The sequence below is a fragment of the Aeoliella straminimaris genome, assembly GCF_024054565.1.
GTDB classification, from domain to species: domain Bacteria; phylum Planctomycetota; class Planctomycetia; order Pirellulales; family Lacipirellulaceae; genus Aeoliella; species Aeoliella straminimaris.
The window spans coordinates 219955-245512 of record NZ_JAMXLR010000026.1 but is presented as its reverse complement, the minus strand read 5'-3'; the positions used below and the strand labels follow the sequence as shown (position 1 = coordinate 245512).

The following is a 25558-nucleotide window of genomic DNA, read 5'->3' as shown; positions in this document are numbered from 1 at the left end:
CAGCATTGCGAACTCGCCGTGCACCTGCCAAACTGATACTAGCTGCGGTCGGCACCGTAGGAGATCCGCCATGAAACGACGTAAAATCTCGCCCGAGCGCAAGGCACTGTACTATTTCGGCAACGCGATGATGGTAGTCGGAGGCCTGTTGTTCGCCTCGGTATTTGTGACCGGTATGATGAACTTTGGCAACTTCCGTGACTTTGATCGGCGTGCTCGCAACGAAGGGATGCGGGCGCTTGCCGGAATGGGGTTGCTCATCGTCGGTGGTGTGGTCTCCAGCATTGGCGCCAAGGGCGCGGCCGGCTCGGGGCTGGTTTTGGATCCCGAGAAAGCACGCCAGGACGTCGAACCCTGGTCCCGGATGACCGGTGGAGTCGTCAGCGACGCCTTGGACGAGGCCGGTATCGATCTAAGCGGGAGAGCCGGTGCAGACGAACTGCCTTTCGACGAAAAGTTGCGACGCCTGCACGCCCTGTTCAAGGATGGTATCCTGACTGCCGAAGAGTACGAACGCGAGAAAAAGGAACTGCTGGACAGCAACTGAGGTATACGGAATGAGCAACATCAACGAATTCGATCCAGCGCTTGGCAAAATACCTAGTGGGATCTTCATTCTCACGATTGGCACCGGAGATCGGGCCACTGGGATGCTGGCCAGTTGGGTTATGCAGGCTGGATTTGAGCCGCCCATGGTCACCGTGGCGGTCAAGCAGGGCCGGTACGTATGTGACTGGCTGACCGAGGGTCAGCCGTTTGTGCTGAATCTGGTGGGGGATGGCCAGACCGAGTTCCTCAAGCATTTTGGTAAAGGCTTCGAACCCGGCGTGGCTGCTTTCGAGGGAGTTGAGACCAAGAACTGCCGTACCGGCGTGCCGATGCTTTCGGCAGCGCTCGGCTACCTGGAATGCGAACCGGCCGGCCATGTCGATTCGAGCGACCATCGCGTGTTCGTGGCTAGGGTAGTTCGCGGAGCGCTCACCTCCGATGCAGAGCCGATGGTTCACGTTCGCAAGAGCGGCGCGCACTATTGAGCTCGTAATAATGTCTGACCACAGTGTAATCATCGTCGGGGGGGGGATTGTCGGTCTAGCCACCGCGTACCGACTCGTCCAACGCCTGCCCGAGTTGACTGTTACGGTGCTCGAAAAGGAGCCCCAGCTTGCGCTGCACCAGACCGGCCGTAACTCCGGTGTGTTGCACTCGGGGATCTATTACAAGCCGGGCTCGCTTAAGGCCGAGAACTGTCGCGCTGGCAAGCTCGCCATGGAAGAGTTCTGCCAGCGAGAGGGCATCGCGTTCGACGTTTGCGGCAAGGTGATCGTAGCCACCGACGATTCGCAGGTGCCGGCGCTCGAAAACATCCTCGAGCGCGGTAAGGCGAATAGTGTTGCTTGCGAGATGATCGATCGCGATCGCCTGGCCGAGCTGGAACCTCACGCCCGCGGCGTACAAGCGATTCATGTTCCCGAGACGGGCATCGTCGACTATGTCGACGTGTGTCACCGCATGGCGGATCGGGTGATCGAAGCGGGCGGCAACGTCATCATTGGTGCCAAGGTTACCGCCGTGCGGCTGGCCGGGGACGCGCTGGTGTTCTCCACATCCAAGGGAGAGTTCACGTCAAGTCACGCGGTCAATTGTGCTGGGCTCTATTGCGATCGCGTGGCCGCCATTGCGGGGGCTCTGCCTTCCGTGAAGATCATCCCCTTCCGAGGCGAGTACTATGAGCTGAAGCCGGCGGCCGAGCACCTTGTAAACAACCTGATCTATCCCACCCCCGACCCCGCATTTCCTTTTCTTGGCGTTCATTTCACCCGGATGGTCGGCGGTGGTGTCGAGTGCGGTCCGAATGCCGTGCTGGCATTTGGGCGCGAAGCCTATCACCGCTGGCAGGTCAATCCGTCGGAACTGAGTGAGACACTCGGATATGGCGGATTCCGTAAGCTGGCCAGCAAGTACTGGCGCACGGGCATGGGCGAGATGTGGCGGAGTTGTTCCAGGATGGCCTTCGTCAAGGCGCTGCAGCAACTCGTGCCTGAGATCCGCGGGCATCATTTGAAGGTGGCGCCCGCTGGTATCCGCGCTCAGGCAGTGCGCCAGGATGGGCAGTTGGTGGACGATTTTCTGGTAGAGGAAACCGAGCGTTTCGTCCACGTACTGAATGCTCCTTCACCCGCTGCCACGGCTTCGCTCAACATTGGCAATTTGATTGTCGATCGCCTGGCCGACCGGTTCTAACAATTCCCGGGGTGAAGCGGCTGCTCCGCCGGCTCGAATGATGCTGGGCCAACATCGGTCGTGTGCGACGGATCACAGGCGCGAGACAGATGTCGGAAGTCTACGATAGCCCCTCACTTGCAATGTGGCTGTTTACGGTGTTCTCTAGGGGCACTGGCGTACCTGCGATGACGCGGTAGCAGCGTGCTACGCGTTGCGGAAGGTGCGCCAATCCGCGCGGGTATTGCGAAACCAGTTACGAAGGAGCCATCATGAAAAGCCTCACCCAAGAACTCTGGATGAACGTGCCCGAGCGTCGGGCCATCGTTTCGCTGCATCACGAAGTAGAACGGCTGGTTGCCGACAGCGGGGTACAAGACGGTCTAGTGCTTGTCAACGCAATGCATATCACCGCCAGTGTGTTCATTAACGACAACGAGTCGGGATTGCACGCCGACTACGAGCGATGGCTGGAAGGCCTCGCCCCGTTCGACCCGGGCGGCGATCCTTCGCAGGGAGGATATCTTCACAACCGCACAGGCGAGGACAATGCCGATGCCCACCATAAGCGGCAGATCATGGGGCGCGAAGTGGTTGTCGCCATCACCGATGGCAAGCTGCACCTCGGTCCGTGGGAGCACATCTTCTACTACGAGTTTGATGGGCGGCGCAAGAAGCGGGTGCTGGTCAAGATCATTGGGGAGTGATCGTCCTCCAGTCAGCAAAAGTAGATTGCGAACCTCGTGGGCGCGCGTCAGTTATAGCAACCAGCGCTTAACCTGACAGGCAATCTAATTGGCGACCGGTTGTAAGTTATTGTCGAGTCCCTGGGTGTCAAAATGATCGCCGACTAGACCTGCGCCGAAGAGGCACCGCTGGCATTGCAAGCTCAGCTCGGTTTGGCACTCTTCTTACCGAGCTTGCTTTCAACGCTAGCAACCTTTGCTGCCAGGCGTCCGCCCGGTCCTTGGCGATAGTCGAGCTTAGCGGTGCAGGTAACACGGTTGCTTGACTCGGCGATCTTCTCGATGCACGACTGCATCAGTGACAGCACTTCAGGCAGTTCGCCTTCGACGATGGTACCCATCGAGTGGAGCTCGTAGTCTAACCCGCTTTTGTCGACCAGTTCCACGCACTGGGCGACATACTTGCTGACGCTTTCGCCTAGTCCCAATGGGACGATACTCATTTCTAAAAGGACCATACACTGCTCTCATTGGTGGCATTGATGGCAGTGCGAGCTTCGCCAAACTGCCAGTGTGTAAAACCTTATGCAACTTAAGTTAGCCGGACCTCGCTGTCCTTTGAAGACCATGCCGGAAGTGGTTGTCAAACCGCGACTTACGTTTTGGCCAATTCGCTATTCTGGAAGTTTTTCGCATTCGCTAAGCTTCGAGCCCTATTTCCCACTTCGTAATAGACGATACCTAAACATATCTTGTGTGCTGCAGTTTCGTGCCATCGTATTGAGTTGAGCCACCTCCGTGCCTACCTTGCTCCACCCCACCCGCCGAACTACTGCGCCAGGTGTCCGTAATGTCGGCATGCTGCTGGTGGTTTGTGCATGGGCGATGGCTTCGAGCCTCCTCGCGCAGACAATGATGCCGATCGATGAATTCCAGGCGCCAGCCATGCCTGCGGAGTCGGGGGATGTCTGGATCAGTCAGGAGCCAGCCGGTAGCTCCGTGATCGACCCCGAGTTGACGCTCAGCGACTACTACTCGGGCGGGCCTTACTGCGAACCTTGCGAGCCATGGACCAGTCAGATTCTGCCCGATGGACTGATCTATCGCAGTTACATGGCTGGGCCGCGGGAACCGAAGATGCAGTTGGTGCACCTCGAAGAAGTTTCCAGCAGCGAGACGCTGTGGGACGTGATTCTCGGTGGCCGCCGCGCTATCTGGCGCTATGGTACGACCAACGAGCTGCGACCCGAGGGCTGGGAGCTTGATATCGAAGGTGGAGCGATCATTCGCTTGAATCTCGACAACGAGCGCGATGTGGATACCTCTGACTTCCGCTTCGGTGTGCCGCTCACGTACGGTGTTGGAAGGTGGCAGTACAAGTTCGGCTACTATCACCTGAGCTCGCATCTGGGCGACGAGTGGATTGTCCGTACGCCCGATTGGGAACGAAAAAACTACGTGCGGGACGCGATCATCTTTGGTGCGTCCTTCAACCCGACGCCGGCGTGGCGACTTTACGGCGAGACAGCTTATGCCTTCTTCACCGCTGGTGGTGCCGAACCTTGGGAGTTCCAGTTCGGGGCCGAGTATTCTCAGCCGGGCGTGACGGGTTACCATGGTACTCCGTTCTTCGCCACGAACGGCCACTTGCGAGAGGAACTGAATTTCGGCGGCGACTACGCCCTGCAGTTTGGTTGGCTCTGGCGTGGCGATTCGGGCAGTCAGTTCCGGGCCGGTTTTCAATGGCTTACCGGTCACAGCAACTACTACCAGTTCTACAACGAGTCGGAAGAACAGTACGGCCTGGGTATCTGGTACGACTTCTGATCGCTGGCGGTGCCACGTCCTGGCTGCGTGGGCGTTCTCTAATTTGTGTTTTCTGCCTGTTTTTCGCGCCCGCGGAACAGCGGACCATGCACTAGTTGTGTAGACAGCCCGACTACCAGCTAGAATGAGCGGCATGGCCGAAACTTCCCAGGTTGATTTAACCGAGCTTTCCGACCGTGCGCTGCTGCGGAGGTTTGCCCAGTCGGCGGACGAAGATGCCTTCCGGCAGTTGGTCGACCGACACGGGCCGCTAGTGCTGGCTGCCTGTCGCCGTGGATTGAGTTGCAGCACCGACGCTGACGATGCGTTCCAGGCTACCTTTCTGGTGCTCGCCCGTTCGGCCAACAAGATTCGCAAGGGCAACTCCGTGGCGGCATGGCTGTACGGTGTGGCGACGCGAGTTGCCATGCGAATGCGACGAAATGCAGCCCGACGGAGCACGCACGAGCTTATGGACACCGCGGCACCCGAAGTCGATCCCCTGGACGAGTTGCTCGCCCGCCACGATGGCAACGTTGCCGACGAGGAGTTGAACAAATTGCCCGATTCGCTCCGCACACCGCTGGTGCTCCGGTACCTGGTGGGCCGGAGTAATGCCGAGGTAGCCGAGGAACTAGGTATCACGATCGGCGCGTTAGAGGGCCGCCTCAAGCGTGGCAAGCAACGACTGCGGATGCGACTCCTACGGCGAGGTGTGACGCTAGCGGTGGTTGTGGCCATGCTCAAATCTACCCGCGTGGTTGCCAGCGACATTCCGTCGGAACTGGTCAATTCGACAGTCGATCTCGCGTTTTCAGGAAGCAGTGCAACAATCGCCGCACTTGCTAACGAACCAGCTACATCTACCCACATTGCCCTTCAGGAGCTAAGTGCCATGAACGTCACGATTCTGTCCAAGCCCGTCGTTGCTGCGGCGACTTTCGGTGGTATTCTGGCCGCAGCGCTGACGGCTCAGGTCGCGTTTTCCCAAGGCGAAGGTCATGGCAATGGCAACCCCTTTGCGCTGGATGCTGCGGCTTCCTCCTCGGCGGAGGAAGAGCCGGCCGCCAGCACATCTCTACCTGCCCAGCGGACGAGCTCAGCCGATCCATTTGCTGCTGATAGTGCATCTAGCGTGGCCGCACCTTCCACCCGCACGATAACGGGCGCGACCGCTGCCAAGTCCGCATCGGGGCGTCGCATTGTCGACTTCAAGCCTCGCTCGAAATCGGAGTTGGCCATCGAACGAGCGCTAGCGCAGCCGTTGAACAGCTTAGGTCTCGAGTTTCAGTCCGCTCCTCTTTCCGAGGTCGTCAATTTCCTCCGAGACGAATACAACATCGAAGTCCAACTCGACGTTAGTTCTCTCGACGGCATCGGCATCTCAACAGACGAACCGATTGACGTTAACATCAGGAACGTGAACCTCGAGTCAGCAATTGAACTCATGCTCGCTCCACTGGATTTGACCTACGTTATCGACAAGCAAGTGCTGCTGATTCTTTCCGAGGAAGATGAAGAGTATCGACTGGAAGCTCGCGTCTATCCGAATCCGCACTTGAAGGATTTCACCGTTGATAAGCTCATGCAGGTCGTTGCACCCGACTCCTGGGAAGTCAACAAGGGGCAGGGGACGGCCGTAGAAGTCCACGATCGAATCATCATCAATCAGACCTACCACGTCCACAAGCAAATCAATGAACTCTTGTCGCAGTTGATGGAGTCGCAACCTGCCACGTCCTTGAACAAGGCGATTCGCGGGGCCGAAATGGGCATCATGGATGGGCCTGCTGTAGACGGCGTGCGACACTAAACTCCGCGCTGGGCAATCACCTCGCGGACATCGGTATACGTCATCCCCGCTCCCTGGGCCGCGACGATGCCCGGATCGCCATCCTCGAACACATGGCACTTCGTGGGATCGACGTTCAAACGTCGGGCTGCTTCCAGAAAGATGTCTGGCGAGGGCTTTGGCGCCACCGGGTCGCTGGCGGTGACCAACACGGGAAACAAGTCGAACGCGTTGATGGCAACCAGTGTTGCCGTAACGACATCCAAGGGGCCACCCGACACGACCGCCATCGGCAGTTTACCGAGATAGGCATGTGCGGTGGCCAGCACTTCTTCGATGGGCTCGGTGAGGTGGATACGTTCGCGGAAGCGATCCTCTTTCTCTTCCGAGATCGCAGGAGGATCGAGCGACTTGCCCCACCGGGCGTTCACTTCTTCCACAATCAGATCGGTCGGCACACCGGCATGCTCGTCGATGAACGAACGAGGGCAATCGACGTCGTGCAACAGCAGGGTCTCGTGCCAGGCTTCGTAGTGCAGTGTCATGGTGTCGGCGAGCGTGCCGTCGCAGTCGAACAGCAGAGCCTGCGTATCGGAAGGAATCGGAAGCATAGTCTCTTTCGTTTGTCTGGTTTGGCGCCTGGATTTACTCTGCAATCAATGTCTCAAACTCTTCTTCAGTCAATACGGGCACCCCTAGCTTGGTGGCTTTTTCCAGCTTACTGCCCGCCTTTTCGCCCGCTACTAAATAGGCCGTCGACTTCGACACGCTGCTCGAAGCTTTGCCACCGTGCTTGACGATCAGTTCCTCAATCTCTTTGCGAGAGTACTTGGCCAGCGTCCCCGTCACCACCAGCGACTTTCCCGCCAGGGCCGATCCGGCCGATCCGCTGGTTTCTTCCTCGGGCATCTCGAGCGATACACCAGCGGTGCGGAGTTCCTCCACGACGGCCTCGCCCGTGTGGGAGTGCAGGAAGGCGTAGATCGACTTGGCGATTTCAGGGCCGATGCCTGACTCATTCTCTCCAATTTTGAACGTGGCGATATCCTCTTCGCTGGCTGCGATCATCTTGTCGATCGTGCGGTAGTGCTCGGCCAGAATGCGCGAAGCCGTGGAGCCAACATGGCGAATCCCTAGTGCCGAAAGGGTCCGAGCCAGGCCCCGTTGTTTGGCAGCGTCGATGCCGGCGAACAGGTTGTCCGCTTTCTTCTCGCCCATCCGTTCGAGTTCGAGTACTTCATCGCGTCGCTCGCGTAGACGGAACACGTCGCCAATCGTGCGAACAAGCCCTGCTTCGGTCAGTTGTTCGACAACTTTCTCGCCCATGCCGTCGATGTCCAGTTGCCCGCGGCCGGCGAAGTGTTCCAGCCGCTCGCGAAACTGGGCCGGACACTCCGGGTTCATACAGTAGCGGGCCGTTTCATCGAGCTCGGTGATTGGCGCTGGTTGCGGAATCTCGCGCGGTTTCTCGCCCTTCTTTTCAGCACGCTGCTTCTCGCGCTCGACGCGCGACTCCCACGCCTTGACGTCGTGCATCCGCCGTTGGTCGAACTCGATTTCGACGTCTCCACCGCACTCGGGGCACTGGGTCGGCGGAGTAGGTAGCTTGGCGTTCTGAGGGCGCTCCTTGGTGAGTGCTTGCACCACCTGCGGAATGATCTCGCCCGCCTTTTCGATGATCACGCGATCGCCGATGCGCAGGTCCTTTCGCAGCACTTCGCCCATGTTGTGCAGCGTAGCGTGCTGCACCGTGGTGCCGGCCACCAGCACAGGTTCGAGCGTCGCCCGGGGGGTGAGCTTGCCCGTCTTGCCGACTTGCCACAGGATCTCCAGTAGCGTGGTCTCTGCCTGCTCGGCAGCATATTTGTACGCGATACACCACCGCGGGAACCGGCTGGTAAAGCCGAGTTCATCCTGCAAGTCGAAACGGTTCACCTTCACGACCATCCCGTCGACCGCGTAGGGCAGGTTATGCCGTGTGGTTTCGAACTCGGCGATGATTTTCAGCACCTCGTCGATGTCGTTGGCGGTGTTGGTGAAGGGATTGGTTGGGATGCCCCAGGCGGCGATCTGCTGGTTAAACTCAGTGACGCTGGTTGCATCGACGCCATCGAGCTGCCCGCGGCCGTGTGCGCAAAATTCCAATCGCCGTTGGGCGACGATCCGCGAGTCGTGTCGCTTCAACAGACCTGCCGTGGCGTTACGAGGGTTGGCCAGCAATTGCTGACCCTCCTCCTCTAATTGCTCGTTCCACTTGTTGAACACCTCCCAAGGGCAGTAGATCTCGCCGCGAACCTCCAGCACCGCCGGGGGCGGCGAGCCTTGCGTGTCGAGCGACAGCGGAACCGAGCGAATCGTGCGGACGTTTTGCGTCACGTTGTCGCCCTGCCGTCCATCGCCCCGTGTGGCGGCCAGCACAAGCTGGCCATCCTCGTATCGCAGGCTGATTGCCACGCCATCGATCTTGGGGTCGATGGCAAAGCTATCGACTTCCAGAGGCAAGCGGTCGGCCCATTTCCGCAAGTCGTCGGGATCGTAACTGTTGTCGATGGAGTACATCGGCCGGGCGTGTTCGATCTGCTCGAAGCCCTCGATCGGTTCCCCACCGACGCGCTGCGTGGGGCTATCGGGAGTGATCAGCTCCGGGTTGGCCGCCTCGAGCTGCTTGAGTTCCTCCAGCAGCCGGTCGTACTGGCGGTCGGAAATGGTTGGTTTCGCGTCGACGTAGTATTGCCGATCGTGCTCGCGAATCTCATCGCGAAGCTGCTGGATGCGTTGGGCGTCGTCCATGGGAGGGGGCGATTCGGATGGTGGATAAAGTCGCAGGTGCGACGAAACCTCTTTTTGTAAGTCTCTATACAGCAACCAGTTCGAGTTCTGTCGCGCGCGGCGTTATGAAATAAGCGATTGGGTGCGGCAAAACTCGGGAGCTCGGGGCCTGGTCGATTGGCGTAAGCTTTGTGTTGGCAAGGCTTTACGTTCGTCACCTCAGGCCAGCCGGGGCAAGTTGTTGCGCGCGGTTCACCGCAGGTGCGACAAAATTCCATTCCCATTGTGGGATCGTACCGGCGTCTTGCCCAGTGCGGTCGGTGATTGGCTGGAGTACTGGACAAACCCACATTGGACCATCTGGCGTGTCCAATTTCCACCTGAGAAGAGAAGAAGCCACGAAATCGACGGTCGCTGGACTACACCCCCAATTGAGTCCGCAACTCGGAGAGCTTCTCCAGGGTACCATGCTCACCGCACCAATGCTCGATGTAGGGCCAGTCGAGCGTCTCGTGTTGGGCTGCCATCACATTCTGAGCGTCGTCTCGATCCTTGCCACGACCGGTTTTTGCAGCCCAATTCAGTTTGGTGACAATCGTGTCTTCCGCGGTCGCAACCCATGCCTTTTCGTCATATAGTTCTACAGCCAGGCGTCGCTGGAAACGGGATTGATCGTGTGGATCATTGCTCAGTTCGAATACTTCCACCTTGAAATCGGTATCATCTGCGGTAAGCAGAACTCTCTTGGTGGCGGTTACTGATTCGAAACCCAACTGTCGATCGAGGTGAATATCGGGATGCTCGCTGGCAATTTCTTGAGCAGCCGAGATAAATTTGCTTTCGACCACCAAATCGATATCTTGCGTACCCCTTGGCACGCAGTAGAGATTCGTGGCATAGGAGCCAACCAGCATGAACGCATGGCCGTGCTCATTCAGCGAGGCCAGCACCCGCTTCACGATTAGTTCCGACTTGAGCACTTCGTGACTCCCACTGGTGAATGCGTGCCAACCGCTCCCGCCGCATGGCAGCGAGTTCCTCTTCCGTGCAATCGGGATACTGCATACGCAGTCCCTGAGTCATGAGGTAGATCGAGCGTTCAAACAACTCGTGGCCGATTCGCACCCGCTCTTGTGGCGTGAGCCGCTTGGCACGCTCGACGTCGCGCCAAAATTCGGCATCCATCTGGGTGTTTTCGGGAATGTTCATGGCCCTTATATTCTAGCATGTGCGTTGCGCCAGTCGAAAGTGCAGCCATCGGGCCGGCTCGGGGCCGGTCGAATACCCCAACTACCCGATGCCCGAGGGCATCGGCTCGCCTCCTTCAACCCACCTGCTGCAGTCTATGGCCCTGGCCGAATTACGCAATGTGACGATCGCTTACCGTGGGCCTGCGCTGTTGGACGAGGTGTCGTGCCAGATCGAATCGGGGCAGCGGATTGGCCTGCTCGGCCGCAACGGTGCTGGCAAGACCACGCTCATGCGGCTGTTGGCCGGCCAGGTGCAGCCCGACCACGGCGAAGTGGCGCTGGCCGCGGGCAGCCGCGTGGCCATTCTGACGCAAGACGTGCCGCAGCACCTGCCGGGCACCATCGCCGAGGTGGTGGCCGCGGCGCTGCACGAGCATGATCCCGAATTGGAGGAGTGGAATCTTGAGCCCCGCGTGGAAAAGCTGCTCGGCCGTATGAACCTCGACGGCTCGCTCGACGCTCAATCGCAATCCTCCGGCATGAAGCGGCGTGTGTTGCTGGCTCAGACCTTGGTTACCGAGCCCGATCTGCTGCTCTTGGACGAGCCGACCAACCATTTGGATATCGACGCGATCACCTGGCTCGAAGAGCTATTGCTAGGCTGGCCCACGACGCTGCTGTTCGTCACGCACGACCGGGCATTTCTCAGGCGGCTGGCTACGCGAATTTTGGAGATCGATCGCGGCCGCATCTTCGATTGGTCGTGCGACTACGATACCTTTCTGGTTCGCAAGGAGCAGGCGCTAGCGGCCGAAGAAAAGCAGAACGCCCTGTTCGATAAGCGACTGGCCGAAGAGGAAGTCTGGATCCGCCAAGGCATCAAAGCCCGCCGCACCCGCAACGAGGGACGCGTCAGGGCACTGAAAGCCATGCGCGAGGAGCGGGCCCAGCGGCGCGAGCGGGTTGGCAAATCGAAGATAGAAATCCAGAGCTCGCAAAAGACCGGGGCCCTGGTGGCCAAGGTGGAAGGCATCTCCTTTGCCTACGCCGATCGGCCAATCGTGGAGGACTTCTCCACCGACATCATGCGGGGCGACAAGATTGGGATCATCGGGCCGAACGGAGCGGGCAAGACCACGCTGCTAAAGCTGCTGTTGGGGCAACTCGAGCCTCAGGAGGGCAGCGTCCGGTTGGGTACCAACGTGGAGATTGCTTATTTCGATCAACTGCGGCGCAGCCTCGACGGCGACCAGACCGTACAGGAAAACGTGGGCGAAGGATCCGATAGCGTCACCATCAATGGCCGCAGTCGGCACGTGCTCGGCTACCTGCAGGACTTCCTGTTCACGCCCGAGCGAGCCCGCACCGAGGTGCGGTTCCTCTCTGGCGGTGAGCAGAACCGTATTCTACTGGCCAAGCTCTTCGCCAAGCCGGCCAACGTGATCGTGATGGACGAACCGACCAACGACCTGGACGCCGAGACGCTCGAGATGCTCGAGGAGCGGCTCACCGAGTTCGATGGCACGCTGCTCGTGGTGAGCCACGACCGAGCATTCCTCAACAACGTGGTGACCAGCGTGATCGCGTTCGAACCGGGCGGCGCGCGGGAGTACGTGGGCGGCTACGACGATTGGATTCGGCAGCGGAAGATCGAAGAGCCCGCCGCGCCGGCGAAGGAGACAAAACCAGCTCCCAAAGCAAGCGAACCCAAACCGGACGCGGCGAAACCGCAAGCGGTCAAACTGTCCTACAAAGACAAACGCGAACTCGAGATGCTGCCCGGGCTGATCGAGAAACTCGAGGCGGAATCGCTGGAATTGACCGCCCTGATGAGCGATCCGGAGTTCTTCAAGAAACCTCCCGAGGAGATCGCGACCGCCAGCGAACGAACCAAGCAGCTGAGCGACGAACTGGCGCAAGCTTACGAACGCTGGGAAGAACTCGAGCAGCATGGTCCCTGATGCTACTTGCTGGAAGGAGTGGCTTCTTCTACCCAGACCGGGGTCGTTAGCCGAAGCGTTCGCCCGCTGGGGGTATCGAATTCGGCTTCGACAAACGAAGCTGTCCAGCCTTGCTCGCCCGTGAGCCGCTGCCGAGCCACCAGGTAGGCGTCGTCCGCTCCGGCCGAAAGCTCTTGGGGCTTGAATGCTGGTCCCAGCGTGGCAAGACGAAAATCGCGATTCTCCGTGTTGTTGGCTTGCCATAGCTGCACACGTTTGGGCGTGTGGCTGCAGGTGATTTGCCAGCCGCCCTGCGGTGTGGGGTGCCACTCGATCGAAGAACGCTCTTGGTCGGCAAGCACCAGGGAGTAAAAGCCAATGATGGAGTCCAGCGCGCTGGAGCCCTGCAGCGAGTGACTCGCGTTGGGAACGTAGCTCAGGTGCTTCTCGTCCGGTAAATCGTCGAAATAGAACTGCGACGAGTCGGGTAGAAAGAACTCATCGCCCGTGGCATTGACGATCAGTTTCGGCAATTTGTAACGCTGCCGGTACGTGTAGGGATCAATTAACTCCAGTAGCTTGTCGAACTTGGGGTGCGACAGCTCTCCTTGAAATCCTCGGTCTTGATAGTCTTTCAGCGCTGGGGACCACTCGCCATAGACGTCCAGTTGATGCTCGAGTGAGGGGCGGACGTTGAGCACGTCGATCACGATGGGAATGATGGCGTCGACGCGCCCGTCAACGGCCGCCGCCAACCACGTGGTCCAGCCCCGTTTCGAGGCTCCCGACACTACGAAGCGAGATACCTCGGGGACATCTGCATCGCTCGCGGACCATTCCTGCAATGCATCCATCGCACGGACGGCCGCCTTGGCCATCGGAAGCTGACCCAGGCGAGAGGGGTCCTTGGTTTCGACAGCCAGTCGCATGCATTCGGCTAACAGGTCATCCTCGTACCGGCCAATTCCGTCGCCGCCAAACTCCAGTGGCTGATTGGGCACGCAACGCAGCTCGGCTACCACCGAAGAAGTTTCCTTGGCGATCGCCAGCAATTCCGCCGCCGGTTGAGTCGGCGGTGTTTCATCGTGACTGCCGCCGGAAATGAACAACATGCCCAGCGGGCCGGTCGCGTTCTTGGGCACGCAAACCTTCAGCCAGTGCTTCCAGATGCCCGGCGCAACGTCTTCGGTCTGCCAGGTTTGAGAGGTTAACTGAATGACGAAGAACTGTCCGTCGACCGAGTCGCGACGCGATATCACTTGCCAGGCGTACGAGTCGTCCGGCTTGGCGACGTAGTCATCCAGTCCAGTGGCAGGGCTGCCCATTTGTTGGTGGCGAAGGTTGCCTGGTTCCGCGCGGGCGAATTCTACAATTGCCCCGCCCGTCAGCAGGGCGATGGCGATGGTACTTCGTAAAGCACTATTCATGTGACGAGTCCTCGGTTTGCAACAGTTTCAGTCGCGGTCGGGCCCGCTTGAACAAAAAACGAGCCCGACGCTTTGGCGCCGGGCTCGTATTCTAACTCAGGTTGTCGCTGCAGATAACCAGTTGCCGGTTAGGCAGGTTGCAACTCGGCCTTGCGCTCTTCGACGATTTCGGCCTGGATGCTCGAAGGTACCGGAGCGTATTTCGCGAACTCCATGGAGAACGTTCCCTGGCCTTGCGTCTGGCTGCGGAGGTCGTTCGAGTAGCCGAACGTCTCGGCCAGCGGCACTTCGGCGATAATGCGAGTGACACCGTTGGCGGTTTCGGTCTCGACGATCATGCCACGCTTGGAGCTGACCTGACCGACCACCGAGCCCTGGAATTCGTCCGGGCACTCGATTTCCATCTTCATAATCGGCTCGAGCAGCAGCGGCTTCATCCGGTTGAAGTGTTCACGGAAGCACTCACGCGCGGTGAGCTTGAACGCCATGTCGCTGGAGTCAACATCGTGGTAGGTGCCGTCCTTCAGTTCGACAGCCATGTCGACCACGGGGTAACCAGCCACTGGGCCCTTGGACATCATTTCTTCGAAGCCCTTCTTTACCGCGGGGATGTATTCCTTGGGAATACGACCACCGGTGACCTGGTCTTCGAAGTATAGTTCGCCCGACTCGCCCTTTTCTTCCATCGCGGCGCGGTCTTCGTCGGTCATCGGACGCATGACGCCGATGATGTGACCGTACTGACCGGAACCACCAGACTGCTTCTTTCGCTTGTGGTCGAACTCGTAGGCTTGCTGGCCGCTCTCGCGGTAGCTCACCTTCGGAGCACCCACTTCGACGTCGACGCCGTACTCGCGACGAATACGCTCGACGTAGACCTCGAGGTGCAACTCGCCCATGCCGGCGATGATCGTCTCGTTGGTTTCATCGTCGGTGTAAACGTGGAACGTGGGGTCTTCCTTGCGGAAGCGTTGCAGGGCCTTGCTCAGCTTGTCGCTGTTGTCACGCGAGAGCGGCACGATGGACATCTTGATCACCGGATCGGCGACGAAAATGTTCTCCAGCGAGCAGTAGTTCGTCGTCTCGCAATAGGTATCGCCGCTGGCGCAGTCGACGCCCATCACGGCGATGATGTCGCCCGCCTCGGCGGTATCGATCTCTTCGCGTTTGTTCGAGTGCATCCGCACCAGGCGGCTGAAACGTTCCTTGCGGCCCGATCGCTGGTTGAAATAGGTGCCACCCTTTTCGACCTTACCCTGGTAGATGCGGAAGTAGGTGAGCTGGCCGTACTCGTCGTCGGTAATCTTGAATCCCATCGCCACCAGCGGCTTTTCGGGATCATTCTGCATGGCCATCTTCTCGCCCGTCTCGGGATTCGAACCGTAGTTGGTCACCTGACGCGGAGATGGCAGGTAGCGAGTGATGGCATCCAGCAGTGGTTGCACACCCTTGTTCTTGAAGGCACTGCCCATGAACACGGGAGTGAACTCCTGTTCGATCACGGCGTGACGGGTAATGTCGTGGATCGTTTCCTCGCTGATCTCTTCCTCGCCCAGCAACTTCTCCATCATTTCGTCGCTGTACATCGACAGCTCTTCGAGCATGTGGTGCCGGGCTTCGGCAGCTTCTTCCTGCAGGTCGACGGGAATCTCTTCAGTACGGACGGTCTCGCCGTTGGCGCCGTCGAAGTACAAGGCTTTCATCGCAATCAGGTCGACCACGCCCTCGAACTTGTCTTCTTTGCCGATGGGCAACTGCATCGCCACGGCGTGAGCGCCCAGCTTGTCCTTGACTTGCTTGATCACGCTATCCGGATTGGCACCGGTGCGGTCCATCTTGTTGATGAACGCCAGGCGGGGCACGTGGTACCGCTTCATCTGACGGTCGACCGTCATCGACTGCGATTGCACACCACCCACCGAACAAAGCACCAATACGGCACCGTCCAGCACGCGGAGGCTGCGTTCCACCTCGACCGTGAAGTCGACGTGACCCGGGGTGTCGATCAGGTTGATCTTGTGCTTGTCCCACTCGAGCGAGGTCGCGGCACTCGTGATCGTGATGCCACGTTCCTTCTCGAGTTCCATGTGGTCCATCGTGGCGCCGTCGCCACCGCCGCGGACGTCCTCGATCTTGTGGATTCGACCGGCGTAGAACAGGATCCGCTCGCTCAAGGTTGTCTTACCCGAGTCGATGTGAGCAGAAATACCGATGTTACGAACTTTACGAAGGTCCATTTTTCTCTCTAACCTATGAGCGAACGTTGCTTGCCGGCGACGGACTCGCTGACTGCGAATACGGCTTGGTAAACAGGCGGGACGAGGCAAGAGCCGATCCCTGGCTACGAAACTCGTGGACTCGAATTGACACACCTCGCGCGTCGATGGGTTCACGCCACCAACACGCTCGGGTGGTGCTTCCATCGGTGGGCGTACCCTGTCACAGCGGATAGGGGGCTTTACTTCTTAAGCGGCGGGCTGGCAATCGAAGCCTGTATCTTAGCCAAAAAATAGCCCCTTGCTAGCCCAACTACGACATTCGCCCATTAAAATCGGGTGAAGCCGGTTCGCGGTAAGCCGCCCAGTGAGTATCCTGGTCAGTTGCCGCTCGGTTTTGATTCTGGCGTCGCAACCTGTTTCAAGGTAACGTTTTAGCCGAATTCGTCACCGCCCCACTCCTCCTGACGGAAACCACACGATGTCCGACACTTCGAATCCTGACAACCCATCCAGCCAGTCTGGGGCCAACGCCAACAAGCGCCGAGCCCTGTTGGCTTTTGTGCTACCGCTAGCAATTTACATGCTGCTGCAAAGTCTGGAGCCAAAGCCCTTGGCGGCGCCCACTGCCGATGCGGCCGGTGGCGACGCCGAGATGTTCGAGTTGCCGTTCGAGGAGCCATCGCTCGAAGATGACTTGCTCGACGACCCGGACATCGAAGGCACCGACTTCAGCGTCACCAGCCGACGACTGGGGATGGATATCCCACGTAAGTATTACCCAATCATCTACACAGGGAAGATCGTCGTCACGCTGGCGGTGGTCCTGTGGTTCCTGCCGGTCTACCTCCAGTGGCCGCTGAAAGTCTCGCCATTGGCCATCGGTGTGGGGGTCGTGGGGGTGCTGCTGTGGATTGGCTGTTGCTGGCTGAATCTCGAGGGACACTTGGTCGACTGGCTGGGCGAAGACCATCAAGTGATCAGTTGGCTGGGGCTCGGCCCCCGGGCCGAGTACAACCCGCTGGGGGCTCTGGGCCGCAATGGCTGGGGCTACGCCTTCCTGGCCGTGCGGTTCTTTGGCCTGGCGCTGTTGGTGCCGGTGATCGAAGAAGCCTTCCTGCGGGCATTCCTCATGCGGTACGTGATGCACGATAACTGGACCGAAATCCCGTTCGGCGAGGTGAACCGCCTGGCCGTGGCAACCGGCATCCTGGTTCCCGTGCTGTACCACCCCGAGAAACTGGCCGCCCTGGTGTGGTTCAGCCTGGTCACTTGGTTGATGGTCCGCACCAAGAACTTCTGGGACTGCGTCGCAGCCCACGCGGTGACGAACTTCCTATTGGGCGTGGTGGTTGTGCTCACCGGGTGGTGGGAACTGTGGTAAGGGCAGGGGAGCGGATACAGGGGGCGGGGGGCAGGGAAGTCTGCTAACAGGTTAAAAGACAGGATAGTGACTGCTCCGATGTCTGACCTCAAATCCCCTCGCCTGATGTATTTGAAGGGCGCGCTGCTGTTGGCGATTGGCATCGTCAGCTCGGTGCTGCTGCTACTGCTCGCCCCCGACTGGCGAGTCGCATTGCTCTTGGTACTGGCCGTATGGGCATTCTGCCGGGCTTACTACTTTGCGTTCTATGTGATCGAGCACTACATCGACGGTGAGTACAAGTTCGCGGGGCTGGTGGATTTTGTGAGGTATCTGGCGGGGCTGCGTTAGCGTCTGCGAGGACAGTGGAACGCGTCGAAGCATCTCACCAGTGCTGATTCCCCTCAGCCGCGGAGCGGCGACCGCGCATAGCCTGGGGCGCGAGCCCCAGGGACGCATTAGCAGAAAACAGCTAGCCACGGAGTGGCGACAGCGAACCCGCCATCCACTTGGCCTACAATTATTTAGCGACATGGGGGAGTGGCAAAAATGGCCAGCACGTTTACTTGTCTGGATTACCACGTCGTATTCAGCACGAAGTATCGGAAGCCTTGGATACACGAAGAATTTTGTGAAGAACTCTACCAGTACCTGGGAGGGATCATCCGCGCCGAGCAAGGTTGCCTTCGCGAAATTGGCGGCATGCCTGACCATCTTCATCTTCTTGTTGGTATTCCTCCGACAATTGCTGTTTCCGATGCGATTCGAATTTTGAAAGCCAGCTCGTCGAAGTGGGTAAACGAAAGAAGCGATCGGGTAGCGAAGTTTCAGTGGCAAATCGGCTACGCCGCTTTCACTGTTAGCGTCTCACAACGCGAATCAGTCTGCCAATACATCAGGAATCAACAAACTCATCATCGCCAGCGGAGCTTCAAAGAGGAATTCATCGAATTGCTCGAGCGGCACCAGATCGAGTACGACCCGAAGTACGCATTCGAGCAAGAACACGTCGGCTGAGGGCCGCTGTCGCCGCTCCGCGGCTACCTATCACTCTGTAATACATTCCCGGGACTTGCGTCCCGGGCTATGCGCGGTCGCCACTCCGTGGCTGAAGAAAATCGGCCCTGACATGAATCGAAGAGGTACTCGCATGCCCGTTCTACCCCGCCTCGAATAAGCTGACCTTCGTCAGACACTTCCCGGCATCTCTGGCCGCAATTCCCCGCTTCGATCACGCGTCGTTGGATACTTGGCCCCCTGCCGCTCGAGTTCGGCGATCAACTCACCCATCATCTCGGTGAGCTTCTCCGGTTCCGCCGCGGCTAGGTTGTTGGACTCCGACGGATCCGTCGATAGATCGAACAACTCGTACCGCAGCTTCTCGGGCGTGTCTTCAGGGTAGTAGTGGTACACCACTTTCCAGTTGCCGCGGCGGTAGGTGGTGAAGTAGTCGCTGCGGTGCACCGAGTGGGGGTAGTGCATCAGGAACGTGTCTTGATGCTCGGGGTCCGCCTGGTCGGTGAGCAATTGAGTCAACGTGTAACCGTCCATTGGGTGATCGCTGGGAGCAGATGCATCGGCCACCTCCAGTAGCGTGGGCATCAGGTCGCACACCGAGGCCACTGCGCCGCGCATCGCGCCGGCGGCGATGGGCAGCTTCTTCTGGGCTGGATTCTCGGGGTCGGCCTGGGCCCAAGCGGCGATGAAGGGGACTCGCATACCGCCTTCGTAATGAGAACCTTTCTTGCCACGCAGCGGCGCAGCGCAGGCGATTGCATGGGCGCCGCCCAGTGGGGCGTCGCTACCGTTGTCGCCCAGGAAGACGAACAGCGTATTGTCCGCCACACCGAGCGACTCGACGTGGTCGAGCAGGTCGCCCAGCGACTTGTCCATGCCCTCGATCATTGTGGCAAACGCCTGGGCCGATTTCTTCTTGCCCGACCCTGTGTAGTGTTCGGCGAAGCGGTCGTCCGACTGAAACGGCGAATGCACCGCGTAGTGGGCCATGTACAGGAAGAATGGCTTATCCGCGGACACGGCTTCCGACACTTCGCGCTTGGCCTCGCGGGTGAGGGCCTCGGTGAGGAAGATGTCTTGCCCGTGATAGGCCTCCAGGTCGGGCACCGCGTGCAGATTGGGTTTGGGGCCGTTGCCGAAGTTCTTCAGGCCGAAGTAACTAGCCGGATGACCGGCTGAGTGCCCGGCGACATTCCGCTCGAATCCCAGGTTGAGTGGATCGGCGCCCGGATAGTCGCGCGGTCCAAAGTGTCCCTTGCCGACGTGAATGGTGCGATAGCCGGCGTTGGTTAGCAGCCTTGGCAGCGTAACGTCGTGATCGCCGAGGCCGGTCCAGTTCCAATCTTCGGGGCCGTAAGGGCCGCGGTTATTCGACGAAGGGTTGATCCAGTTGGTCGTGCCATGCCGCGCGGCGTTCTGGCCGGTCATGATCGAGGTCCGCGTTGGCGAGCAGACGCTCATCGCATAGAAGTTATTGAGCCGCATGCCCCGCTCGGCGAGCCGCTCCATATTGGGCGTGCGGTAGTACTCGTTCAGTGGATGCCGGGTGGCGTTGCCCGCTTCGTCGGTCAAGAACGGCAGCGACGTGTCCATCACGCCCATGTCGTCGACCAGGAACAGCACAATGTTCGGCGGCCGTGACTCGTCCGCCTGAGCAACTTCAGTAGCTGGAAGCAAGTAGCAGCAGAAAGCGAGCAGACAGAGCTGCAACGATCGAGGGCATTTCATGGGTATCGCCTGAGTTCAGTCCAAATGGCAGTTCTGCGAATCAACGCGACGACTTCGGCTTGAGTATACACGAAGTCGACCATGCGGACTGAGTCGGCGGAGGGCGCTCTAGAAATGTGGTTCGCCAATTGCGCAAAAACTGGAGATAGAAACGCGAAAAGCCCAGCCGTGTTAGCGGCTGAGCCCTTGCGTCCCCCCCTCCCATTGGTCGATTGGCTATCGCCGTTATTCGGCGTAGCTGGCCTGCTGAACGTCGCTGGCCGGTTCCGTGATGTACGGTTGGCCCTTGGCGTACAGTTGTTTTCGCCACTCGTAGTTCGGCTTGTCTTTCTCACTTGCCGTGGCCAGGCACTTCTCCATGGCCGCCTGGGCCGCGTCGAAGTCGCCCGCTGCAGCATAGGCGGCGGCCAGCGTGTCGTATTCCAAGTCGCTTGGCTCGCTGCACAATTGCAGAGCGTGCTGCGCGGTAGCAATCGCTTGCCGGGCATCGCGACATTCGCTGTCGGGGCAGGTGGCCTGCAGCCATGCCAGGTTGCGATGAGCGGCAATCAGCGAACTGTCGAGTTCGATCGCACGCTGGTAGTCGGCCCGGGCACTGCGGTACCGGCCCATGTCCATCAGCAGGTCACCCCGATTGCAGGCGATGTGAGCATCTTCCGGCGAAAGGTGTGCCGCGGCGTCCATGTGCTGCAGGGCGAGAGTGAATTGACCCAACATGTGACATACCCGGCCACGCCCCTTGTGAGCCACGGCCAGATCGGGATCGAGCGCGATGGCCTGGCGATAGTCGGCCGACGATTTCTCCAGCTCACCGGCCCGCATCCACAGGGCACCGCGGTTCGAGTAGGCTTTGGCGAAGTCGGGATTCAGTTCGATCGTGCGATTGAAGTCGTCGAAGGCATCGGCGAAGCGACCCGCCTGGGCGGCCAGAACTCCGCGATTGTGGATGGCGCGGTACCGCTCGGGGTCGAGTCGCAGGGCGTCCTCGAAGTCGAGTAGGGCTTCTTTGATGCGACCTTCGTCCGTGCGAACCTCGCCACGTCGATTCAAGGCCCAGCTCGCCAGATTGTGGCTGTAGTCAATACAAACCTGGCTGTTGTCGATGGCCAGCACGTGGCGGCAGAGTTGAACCACCTGCGTCAGCTCTTCTTCCGTCTTGGCGGTGGTGGATAGCTGGTTAGCCGCGGTCAACAGCTCGATGGCTTTCGCCGAGGGCTGAGCCGAATCGGCTTCCGGCGGTGCAACCGGGTTGGCCGGTTGGGCCGTCGGATAAGGGATATTCTGAGCTACAGTTACCGGCTGTTTTGGTGCGGACTTCGCAGGCATGCTCGAGGCGGCCGGCATCGATCGCGCCATTGCCGCGGCTTTGGCCATGGCGTGTTGGTTGACGATTTCCTTGGGACCGCGATCGGGCTGCTCGGCGGCGACCTGTTGGATGGAGTTCATCGGCCGGGGCATAGGTTGCTGCACGGCAGTCGACTGTACTTCTCGGTTGCTGGCCTGCAGCGTATCGCTGCTCACCGATGGAGTGGTGACGACCGGCAGTTTCGCAGCCGGCATCGACGTCGGAGCAGAGCGGTGAGTAAGCATCGGCAGCGGAGCTTCATTGGCGTCGCTGATGGTCGACGCACTCATGGCTGCACTTGGATTGGTGGGCAGTGGCATCTTGACCTGGGGAGCCTTTCGCTCTTCGCGGTCGGTTACCATTGCCACCATCTCATCGCCGCCAGGCATGCGGGGCGAGCGGGCAGGACCGGTATTGGGCTGGCCCATGGGCATGGATGCTATCGGTGCGGAGGGGGCGTCCGATTGTTCGGCACCCTGTTGTCCATCACCGCCGAACATCGAGAACAGCCCACCAGGTTTGTTGGAACCTCGCTTGCTGGACGCTGCCAGACTGCGACCTCGCATATCGGGAGTGGACGAACCGTTGTCCGATCCACCGAACAGCGTCGGGCGTGCCGAACGCTGGTTAGATTGCGACGAAGCTCCGGGTTGCGAAGGACGCGCCCCAAGAAGACTCTGCTTGGGGGCATTAGCCGGCATCGCGGCCATCGAACCCGTGCGACCGGCAGGAGCTTGCGGCGGAACGATTTGCGGCGATTGCTCTCGCTTGTTGGCACCGAACAGGCCACCCAGCGTCTTCTTCAGCGACCAACCACTCTTTTCTTCCTGCTGCTGCATCAGCTTCTTTTGCTGAAGCTGCTGCTTGAGCGGAAGTTGCTGACCGCCATTTGGCCAACCCTTGACCGTGGGTTGCGGAAACCGCGACTGCTGCGATGGAGCCGGAACCTGGAATTGGCTCGAGCGGGCGGCTGCCGTTTGCTGAGCCATCCGTTGAGCTTGTTGCTCTATGTCTTCGACGAACACCACCCCGTCGGTCTGGGCACCAGCGACACCGGCGGCGAGTGCGGCCGCCAGGCCAGTCGTGCGAACCAGTCGCAGGCTAAGAACAGGGAGTTCACGAACCAACTTGATCATGGCGCTGCACCAATCTGAGAAATTCGACAAGCGATTTTGCGAGCTAGCGATGCTGCCCTGCCTGGTGTGGAGTGCCCATACCGTGTGCAGAGGCATCGTCTGAAATGACTAATCGGCAAGCGGTACAACTATCCTGACCCAATTCACCTGGAAATTCGGAATAATCGGCCCAACCCGCAAGGTTTAACAGGCGTGTCTATCCAGGTGGCCCTGTTGCCGCGTATCCTTAGGGGCCCGCCCGTTTCCGTCTGCGAACCTGCTAGCGTTGCTATTGGCCCTCGCAAAGTCCGGTCCCCTCTCGCCCCCGACTTCGAAATATGTCGCGTCCCGCCGATCACTCCAGCTCCGCGAGTACCGCGCGTGGGGGATTGATCTATGCACTGCTGGCCTTCGGCTGGTGGGCCGTGGTGTTCCCCATTTTAGTGGTCACGCTCAACCATCGCGTGCAGCAGATGGGGCACTTCGACACCGGGGGAGCGACGAGGGCCGACTGGAGTCTGGAGTTCATGACCCATCGCGCCATCTGGTCCACTGTTACGTGCCTGGTGCTGCTTGCTGCTCTAAGTCGCATGGGAGACGTCCGCCAGTTGCTGTCGTCGCGGCGTTCCAAGTTGCTGTTGGGGATGACCGCACTGTTGATGTTGGGCAACTGGACCGGGTTCGTTTACGGCGCAGCCACCGACCGGCTCAGCCATGCGAGCTTAGGTTACTACATTAATCCGTTGCTCAGCGTTGCACTGGCGATAGTAGTCCTCGGCGAGAGACTGCGGCGCGTCCAGGTGCTAGCGGTCGTGCTGGCCACCATCGGCGTTGCGTGGGAGACGTGGCGACTGGGGCAACTGCCGTGGATCTCGCTGTTGGTGGCATTTTCGTTTGGGCTGTACGGTTTGTTCCGCAAGCAGATACGTGCCGCAGCGATCCCCGGGCTGTTTGTCGAGGGTTTGTGGATGTTGCCCCTGGGGGCGGGGTACCTATGCTACCGCGAGGTTGCCGGTCCGCCGCCGGCCTTCGGCCGCGACTGGATGGTGAGTCTGCTACTAGTGCTATCGGGCGTGGCGACGGCCGCGCCGCTCATCTGGTTTGCCAGTGCGGCGAAGCGATTGCCGCTCAGTACCGTGGCGTTCATGCAGTTCATCGTGCCGACGGGGCAGTTGCTGATTGCCGTGACGCTGAACAACGAGTCGCTAACCCTAGCGGGCCTGGTGTCGTTTGCCTTCATCTGGTTAGGCGTGGTGGCATTCCTGGTTGATATACGCCTGGTGACGCGCAAAGAGCCCGAGCCTGCCAGCGGCGGCGCGATAATGGAATGCCAATAGAAGCGGGCCGGTTCAGCTGGGCGCTTAGCGAGGCTGCCAACCCAATCGCTCCACCGCCCGGCGAACGTGCGGATGCTGGTGAAACAGGTTCCAGATGAGTCCCGTGCGGGCATTCTCCATCAGCAACAACATGGGGCCAACGTCGATGGCAATATACTCCTGGGGAGCAAACCCCTGCTGCAAATTGAAGCTGTCCAGGAAACCGTACCCACCCTTGTCGGGCGACCGCCACGCGAGGGGTTCGCCCTGCTCGTTCTTAAGATTTTTCATTTCTCGCAGCGCGGCCAGCGTTTCCTCTGGCATGAAGGGCAGGGCAGAGGCCGTCACGTACGGGGCCACGGTACCGCCAAGCCATTGATCCATGCCGCTGTGATTGGGCAGTAACTCAGGCACCAGATAACCTACCTGTTGCATGTCGTTCAGTCCCACGCAGGGGCCGAGTCCCCACCGATTTTCACCCAGCGAAGCCAACTGCGACGACTTTTCGATACAGCGTTGCCGATGAGCCAGGAACGCACGTCGCGTGTTTTCAAACCAGTTGACTCGCGGACCATTGCCACCGAATTTGCTGGGGTCGTCGGCCTGGTAGCGGCGATAATCGATCCAGCAATGGTCGAAGAAGTAGGTGAACATTGCCCCGTTCCACGTCACCACGTAGGGGGGCAGATCGCTATGTTGCCCCACTTTGCGTTTCAGTTGGTAAGCCACCTTCGCATCGATTGCGTGGTCTTGCTGGGGCGCCGCCACGGCGTGCAGATAGCAAAGCGCTTCTTCGGCACCAGAGACGTGCCATACCCAGGGGCGCAACTCGCCATCGGCGTCGAGGGTTTCCAGCTTTTGCGAACGCCAGCCGAACGACAACAGGTTGTCGCCATCGCGAGCGTAGGCTTTCCAATCGGCCTCGTCGATCAATTGGTCGACGAGTTCACGCACCTCGCCACCAAAGTAAATAGCGGCCGGGATGGCGCCCGATTGCAGCAGGGCGTGGTCCACAGTGCTGGTTTGCACCTCGGGAGCATCGGTTCGTAGTTTTGCAGAGTTCTGGTCGACGTAGTGCAGATAAATGCCGTATTTCTTGTTGCCCTGATCTTCGACCAGCGCGCGGAGGATGCTGGTGGCACGCTTCTCTGCATCGTGTCGCGAGATCCATCCTCGTTCTACACCAATGGGCAATGAGGAGAGTTGAAACCCAACCGCCGCGACGCTCGATACGTTGGCGTTCAGTCGGTCGCGGACCAATCCGGCCGGGTCGCCGACTTCGTTCCACAGGTAGTTGAAACATCCCCGCTCGACTTCATCGAGCAGCAGATTGTCTTCGCGAGAAAACGCATTGTCGCGTGTTTGCTCTGCCTCGGGCGAGAGGAAGATATCCTGAGACGAAGCGACGCCACAGATACCGAAGGCGAGCATCGCCAACAGCGCGCAGCAGGAGTATCGGACACTATCCATGCTTTTTCAGTCCGCCAAAGCCATGGTGAATAACAAGCTGGCCCATTTGGCATGACGCTTCGCGCATCCTGCAACAGGGACATGTAAATGTACGCAAAACTGTACTTGGCAGCAACAACAACTTGCCGGCCAGCAGTCATGTAAGCGAAGAGTGCGCC

General features: G+C 59.5%; 21 protein-coding genes. 11 read left to right on the top strand and 10 right to left on the bottom strand.

The window, feature by feature from the left end; genetic code table 11:
• The first annotated feature begins 70 nt into the window (after positions 1-70).
• From NG895_RS07885 to NG895_RS07870, 4 genes are all read left to right on the top strand, one after another.
• Positions 71-547: an SHOCT domain-containing protein gene (locus NG895_RS07885; RefSeq protein ID WP_252851929.1), complete on the top strand. Its 477-nt coding sequence runs from the start codon at positions 71-73 to the stop codon at positions 545-547.
• A gap of 10 nt (positions 548-557) precedes the next feature.
• Positions 558-1034 carry a flavin reductase family protein gene (locus tag NG895_RS07880; protein WP_252851928.1) on the top strand — a complete coding sequence of 159 codons (477 nt, stop codon included), beginning with the start codon at positions 558-560 and terminating at the stop codon, positions 1032-1034.
• A gap of 10 nt (positions 1035-1044) precedes the next feature.
• Positions 1045-2241: an L-2-hydroxyglutarate oxidase gene (lhgO, locus tag NG895_RS07875; protein ID WP_252851927.1), complete on the top strand. Its 1197-nt coding sequence runs from the start codon at positions 1045-1047 to the stop codon at positions 2239-2241.
• Between the two features lie 251 nt (positions 2242-2492).
• The gene (locus tag NG895_RS07870; RefSeq protein ID WP_252851926.1) at positions 2493-2927 is read left to right on the top strand and encodes a secondary thiamine-phosphate synthase enzyme YjbQ; all 435 of its coding nucleotides are present in this window, start codon (positions 2493-2495) and stop codon (positions 2925-2927) included.
• Positions 2928-3109: 182 nt separating this feature from the next.
• Here NG895_RS07870 and NG895_RS07865 read toward each other — a convergent pair whose 3' ends face one another.
• A complete protein-coding gene (locus tag NG895_RS07865; RefSeq protein ID WP_252851925.1) occupies positions 3110-3409 on the bottom strand; it encodes an MTH1187 family thiamine-binding protein in 300 nt (99 codons plus the stop codon).
• 295 nt (positions 3410-3704) lie between these two features.
• Here NG895_RS07865 and NG895_RS07860 point away from each other — a divergent pair, with 295 nt between their 5' ends.
• Together NG895_RS07860 and NG895_RS07855 are read left to right on the top strand one after the other, a co-directional pair.
• Entirely contained in the window at positions 3705-4733 is a 1029-nt protein-coding gene (locus tag NG895_RS07860; RefSeq protein WP_252851924.1) for a DUF1207 domain-containing protein, read from the top strand.
• 133 nt (positions 4734-4866) lie between these two features.
• Positions 4867-6525: an RNA polymerase sigma factor gene (locus NG895_RS07855; RefSeq protein ID WP_252851923.1), complete on the top strand. Its 1659-nt coding sequence runs from the start codon at positions 4867-4869 to the stop codon at positions 6523-6525.
• Here NG895_RS07855 and NG895_RS07850 read toward each other — a convergent pair.
• From NG895_RS07850 to NG895_RS07835, 4 genes are all read right to left on the bottom strand, one after another.
• Positions 6522-7115: an HAD family hydrolase gene (locus NG895_RS07850; RefSeq protein WP_252851922.1), complete on the bottom strand. Its 594-nt coding sequence runs from the start codon at positions 7113-7115 to the stop codon at positions 6522-6524. The two genes, NG895_RS07855 and NG895_RS07850, sit on opposite strands and share 4 nt — an antisense overlap.
• 34 nt (positions 7116-7149) lie before the next feature.
• Complete coding sequence (ligA, locus tag NG895_RS07845; RefSeq protein WP_252851921.1) at positions 7150-9294, bottom strand: NAD-dependent DNA ligase LigA; 2145 nt, start codon at positions 9292-9294, stop codon at positions 7150-7152.
• Positions 9295-9692: 398 nt separating this feature from the next.
• Positions 9693-10253, bottom strand: coding sequence for a hypothetical protein (locus NG895_RS07840; RefSeq protein WP_252851920.1), 561 nt, complete (start codon positions 10251-10253; stop codon positions 9693-9695).
• On the bottom strand, positions 10204-10482 hold the full coding sequence (locus NG895_RS07835) for a hypothetical protein (RefSeq protein WP_252851919.1): 279 nt from the start codon (positions 10480-10482) through the stop codon (positions 10204-10206). The genes NG895_RS07840 and NG895_RS07835 overlap by 50 nt, the downstream gene beginning before the upstream one ends.
• 88 nt (positions 10483-10570) lie before the next feature.
• Here NG895_RS07835 and NG895_RS07830 point away from each other — a divergent pair, with 88 nt between their 5' ends.
• Positions 10571-12424: an ATP-binding cassette domain-containing protein gene (locus NG895_RS07830; RefSeq protein WP_341871434.1), complete on the top strand. Its 1854-nt coding sequence runs from the start codon at positions 10571-10573 to the stop codon at positions 12422-12424.
• Between the two features lie 2 nt (positions 12425-12426).
• Here NG895_RS07830 and NG895_RS07825 read toward each other — a convergent pair whose 3' ends face one another.
• Positions 12427-13830 carry a PhoPQ-activated pathogenicity-related family protein gene (locus NG895_RS07825; protein WP_252851918.1) on the bottom strand — a complete coding sequence of 468 codons (1404 nt, stop codon included), beginning with the start codon at positions 13828-13830 and terminating at the stop codon, positions 12427-12429.
• Between the two features lie 128 nt (positions 13831-13958).
• Entirely contained in the window at positions 13959-16067 is a 2109-nt protein-coding gene (gene fusA, locus NG895_RS07820; protein WP_252851917.1) for an elongation factor G, read from the bottom strand.
• Between the two features lie 460 nt (positions 16068-16527).
• Between fusA and NG895_RS07815 the strand changes: the two genes are divergently transcribed.
• From NG895_RS07815 to tnpA, 3 genes are all read left to right on the top strand, one after another.
• Positions 16528-17430 carry a CAAX prenyl protease-related protein gene (locus NG895_RS07815; RefSeq protein ID WP_252851916.1) on the top strand — a complete coding sequence of 301 codons (903 nt, stop codon included), beginning with the start codon at positions 16528-16530 and terminating at the stop codon, positions 17428-17430.
• A 78-nt stretch (positions 17431-17508) separates the two neighbouring features.
• On the top strand, positions 17509-17760 hold the full coding sequence (locus NG895_RS07810; RefSeq protein WP_252851915.1) for a hypothetical protein: 252 nt from the start codon (positions 17509-17511) through the stop codon (positions 17758-17760).
• A gap of 198 nt (positions 17761-17958) precedes the next feature.
• Positions 17959-18426 carry an IS200/IS605 family transposase gene (tnpA, locus tag NG895_RS07805; RefSeq protein ID WP_252851914.1) on the top strand — a complete coding sequence of 156 codons (468 nt, stop codon included), beginning with the start codon at positions 17959-17961 and terminating at the stop codon, positions 18424-18426.
• A gap of 171 nt (positions 18427-18597) precedes the next feature.
• On the opposite strand, the gene NG895_RS07800 is transcribed toward tnpA, so the two are convergent.
• Both NG895_RS07800 and NG895_RS07795 read right to left on the bottom strand, forming a co-directional pair.
• Positions 18598-20154, bottom strand: a complete 1557-nt coding sequence (locus NG895_RS07800; RefSeq protein WP_252851913.1) for a sulfatase — start codon at positions 20152-20154, stop codon at positions 18598-18600.
• A 225-nt stretch (positions 20155-20379) separates the two neighbouring features.
• Positions 20380-22635: a tetratricopeptide repeat protein gene (locus NG895_RS07795; protein ID WP_252851912.1), complete on the bottom strand. Its 2256-nt coding sequence runs from the start codon at positions 22633-22635 to the stop codon at positions 20380-20382.
• A 317-nt stretch (positions 22636-22952) separates the two neighbouring features.
• Here NG895_RS07795 and rarD point away from each other — a divergent pair, with 317 nt between their 5' ends.
• Positions 22953-23951: an EamA family transporter RarD gene (gene rarD, locus NG895_RS07790; RefSeq protein WP_252851911.1), complete on the top strand. Its 999-nt coding sequence runs from the start codon at positions 22953-22955 to the stop codon at positions 23949-23951.
• A gap of 24 nt (positions 23952-23975) precedes the next feature.
• On the opposite strand, the gene NG895_RS07785 is transcribed toward rarD, so the two are convergent.
• A complete protein-coding gene (locus NG895_RS07785) occupies positions 23976-25400 on the bottom strand; it encodes a glucoamylase family protein (protein WP_252851910.1) in 1425 nt (474 codons plus the stop codon).
• Between the last annotated feature and the right edge of the window lie 158 nt (positions 25401-25558).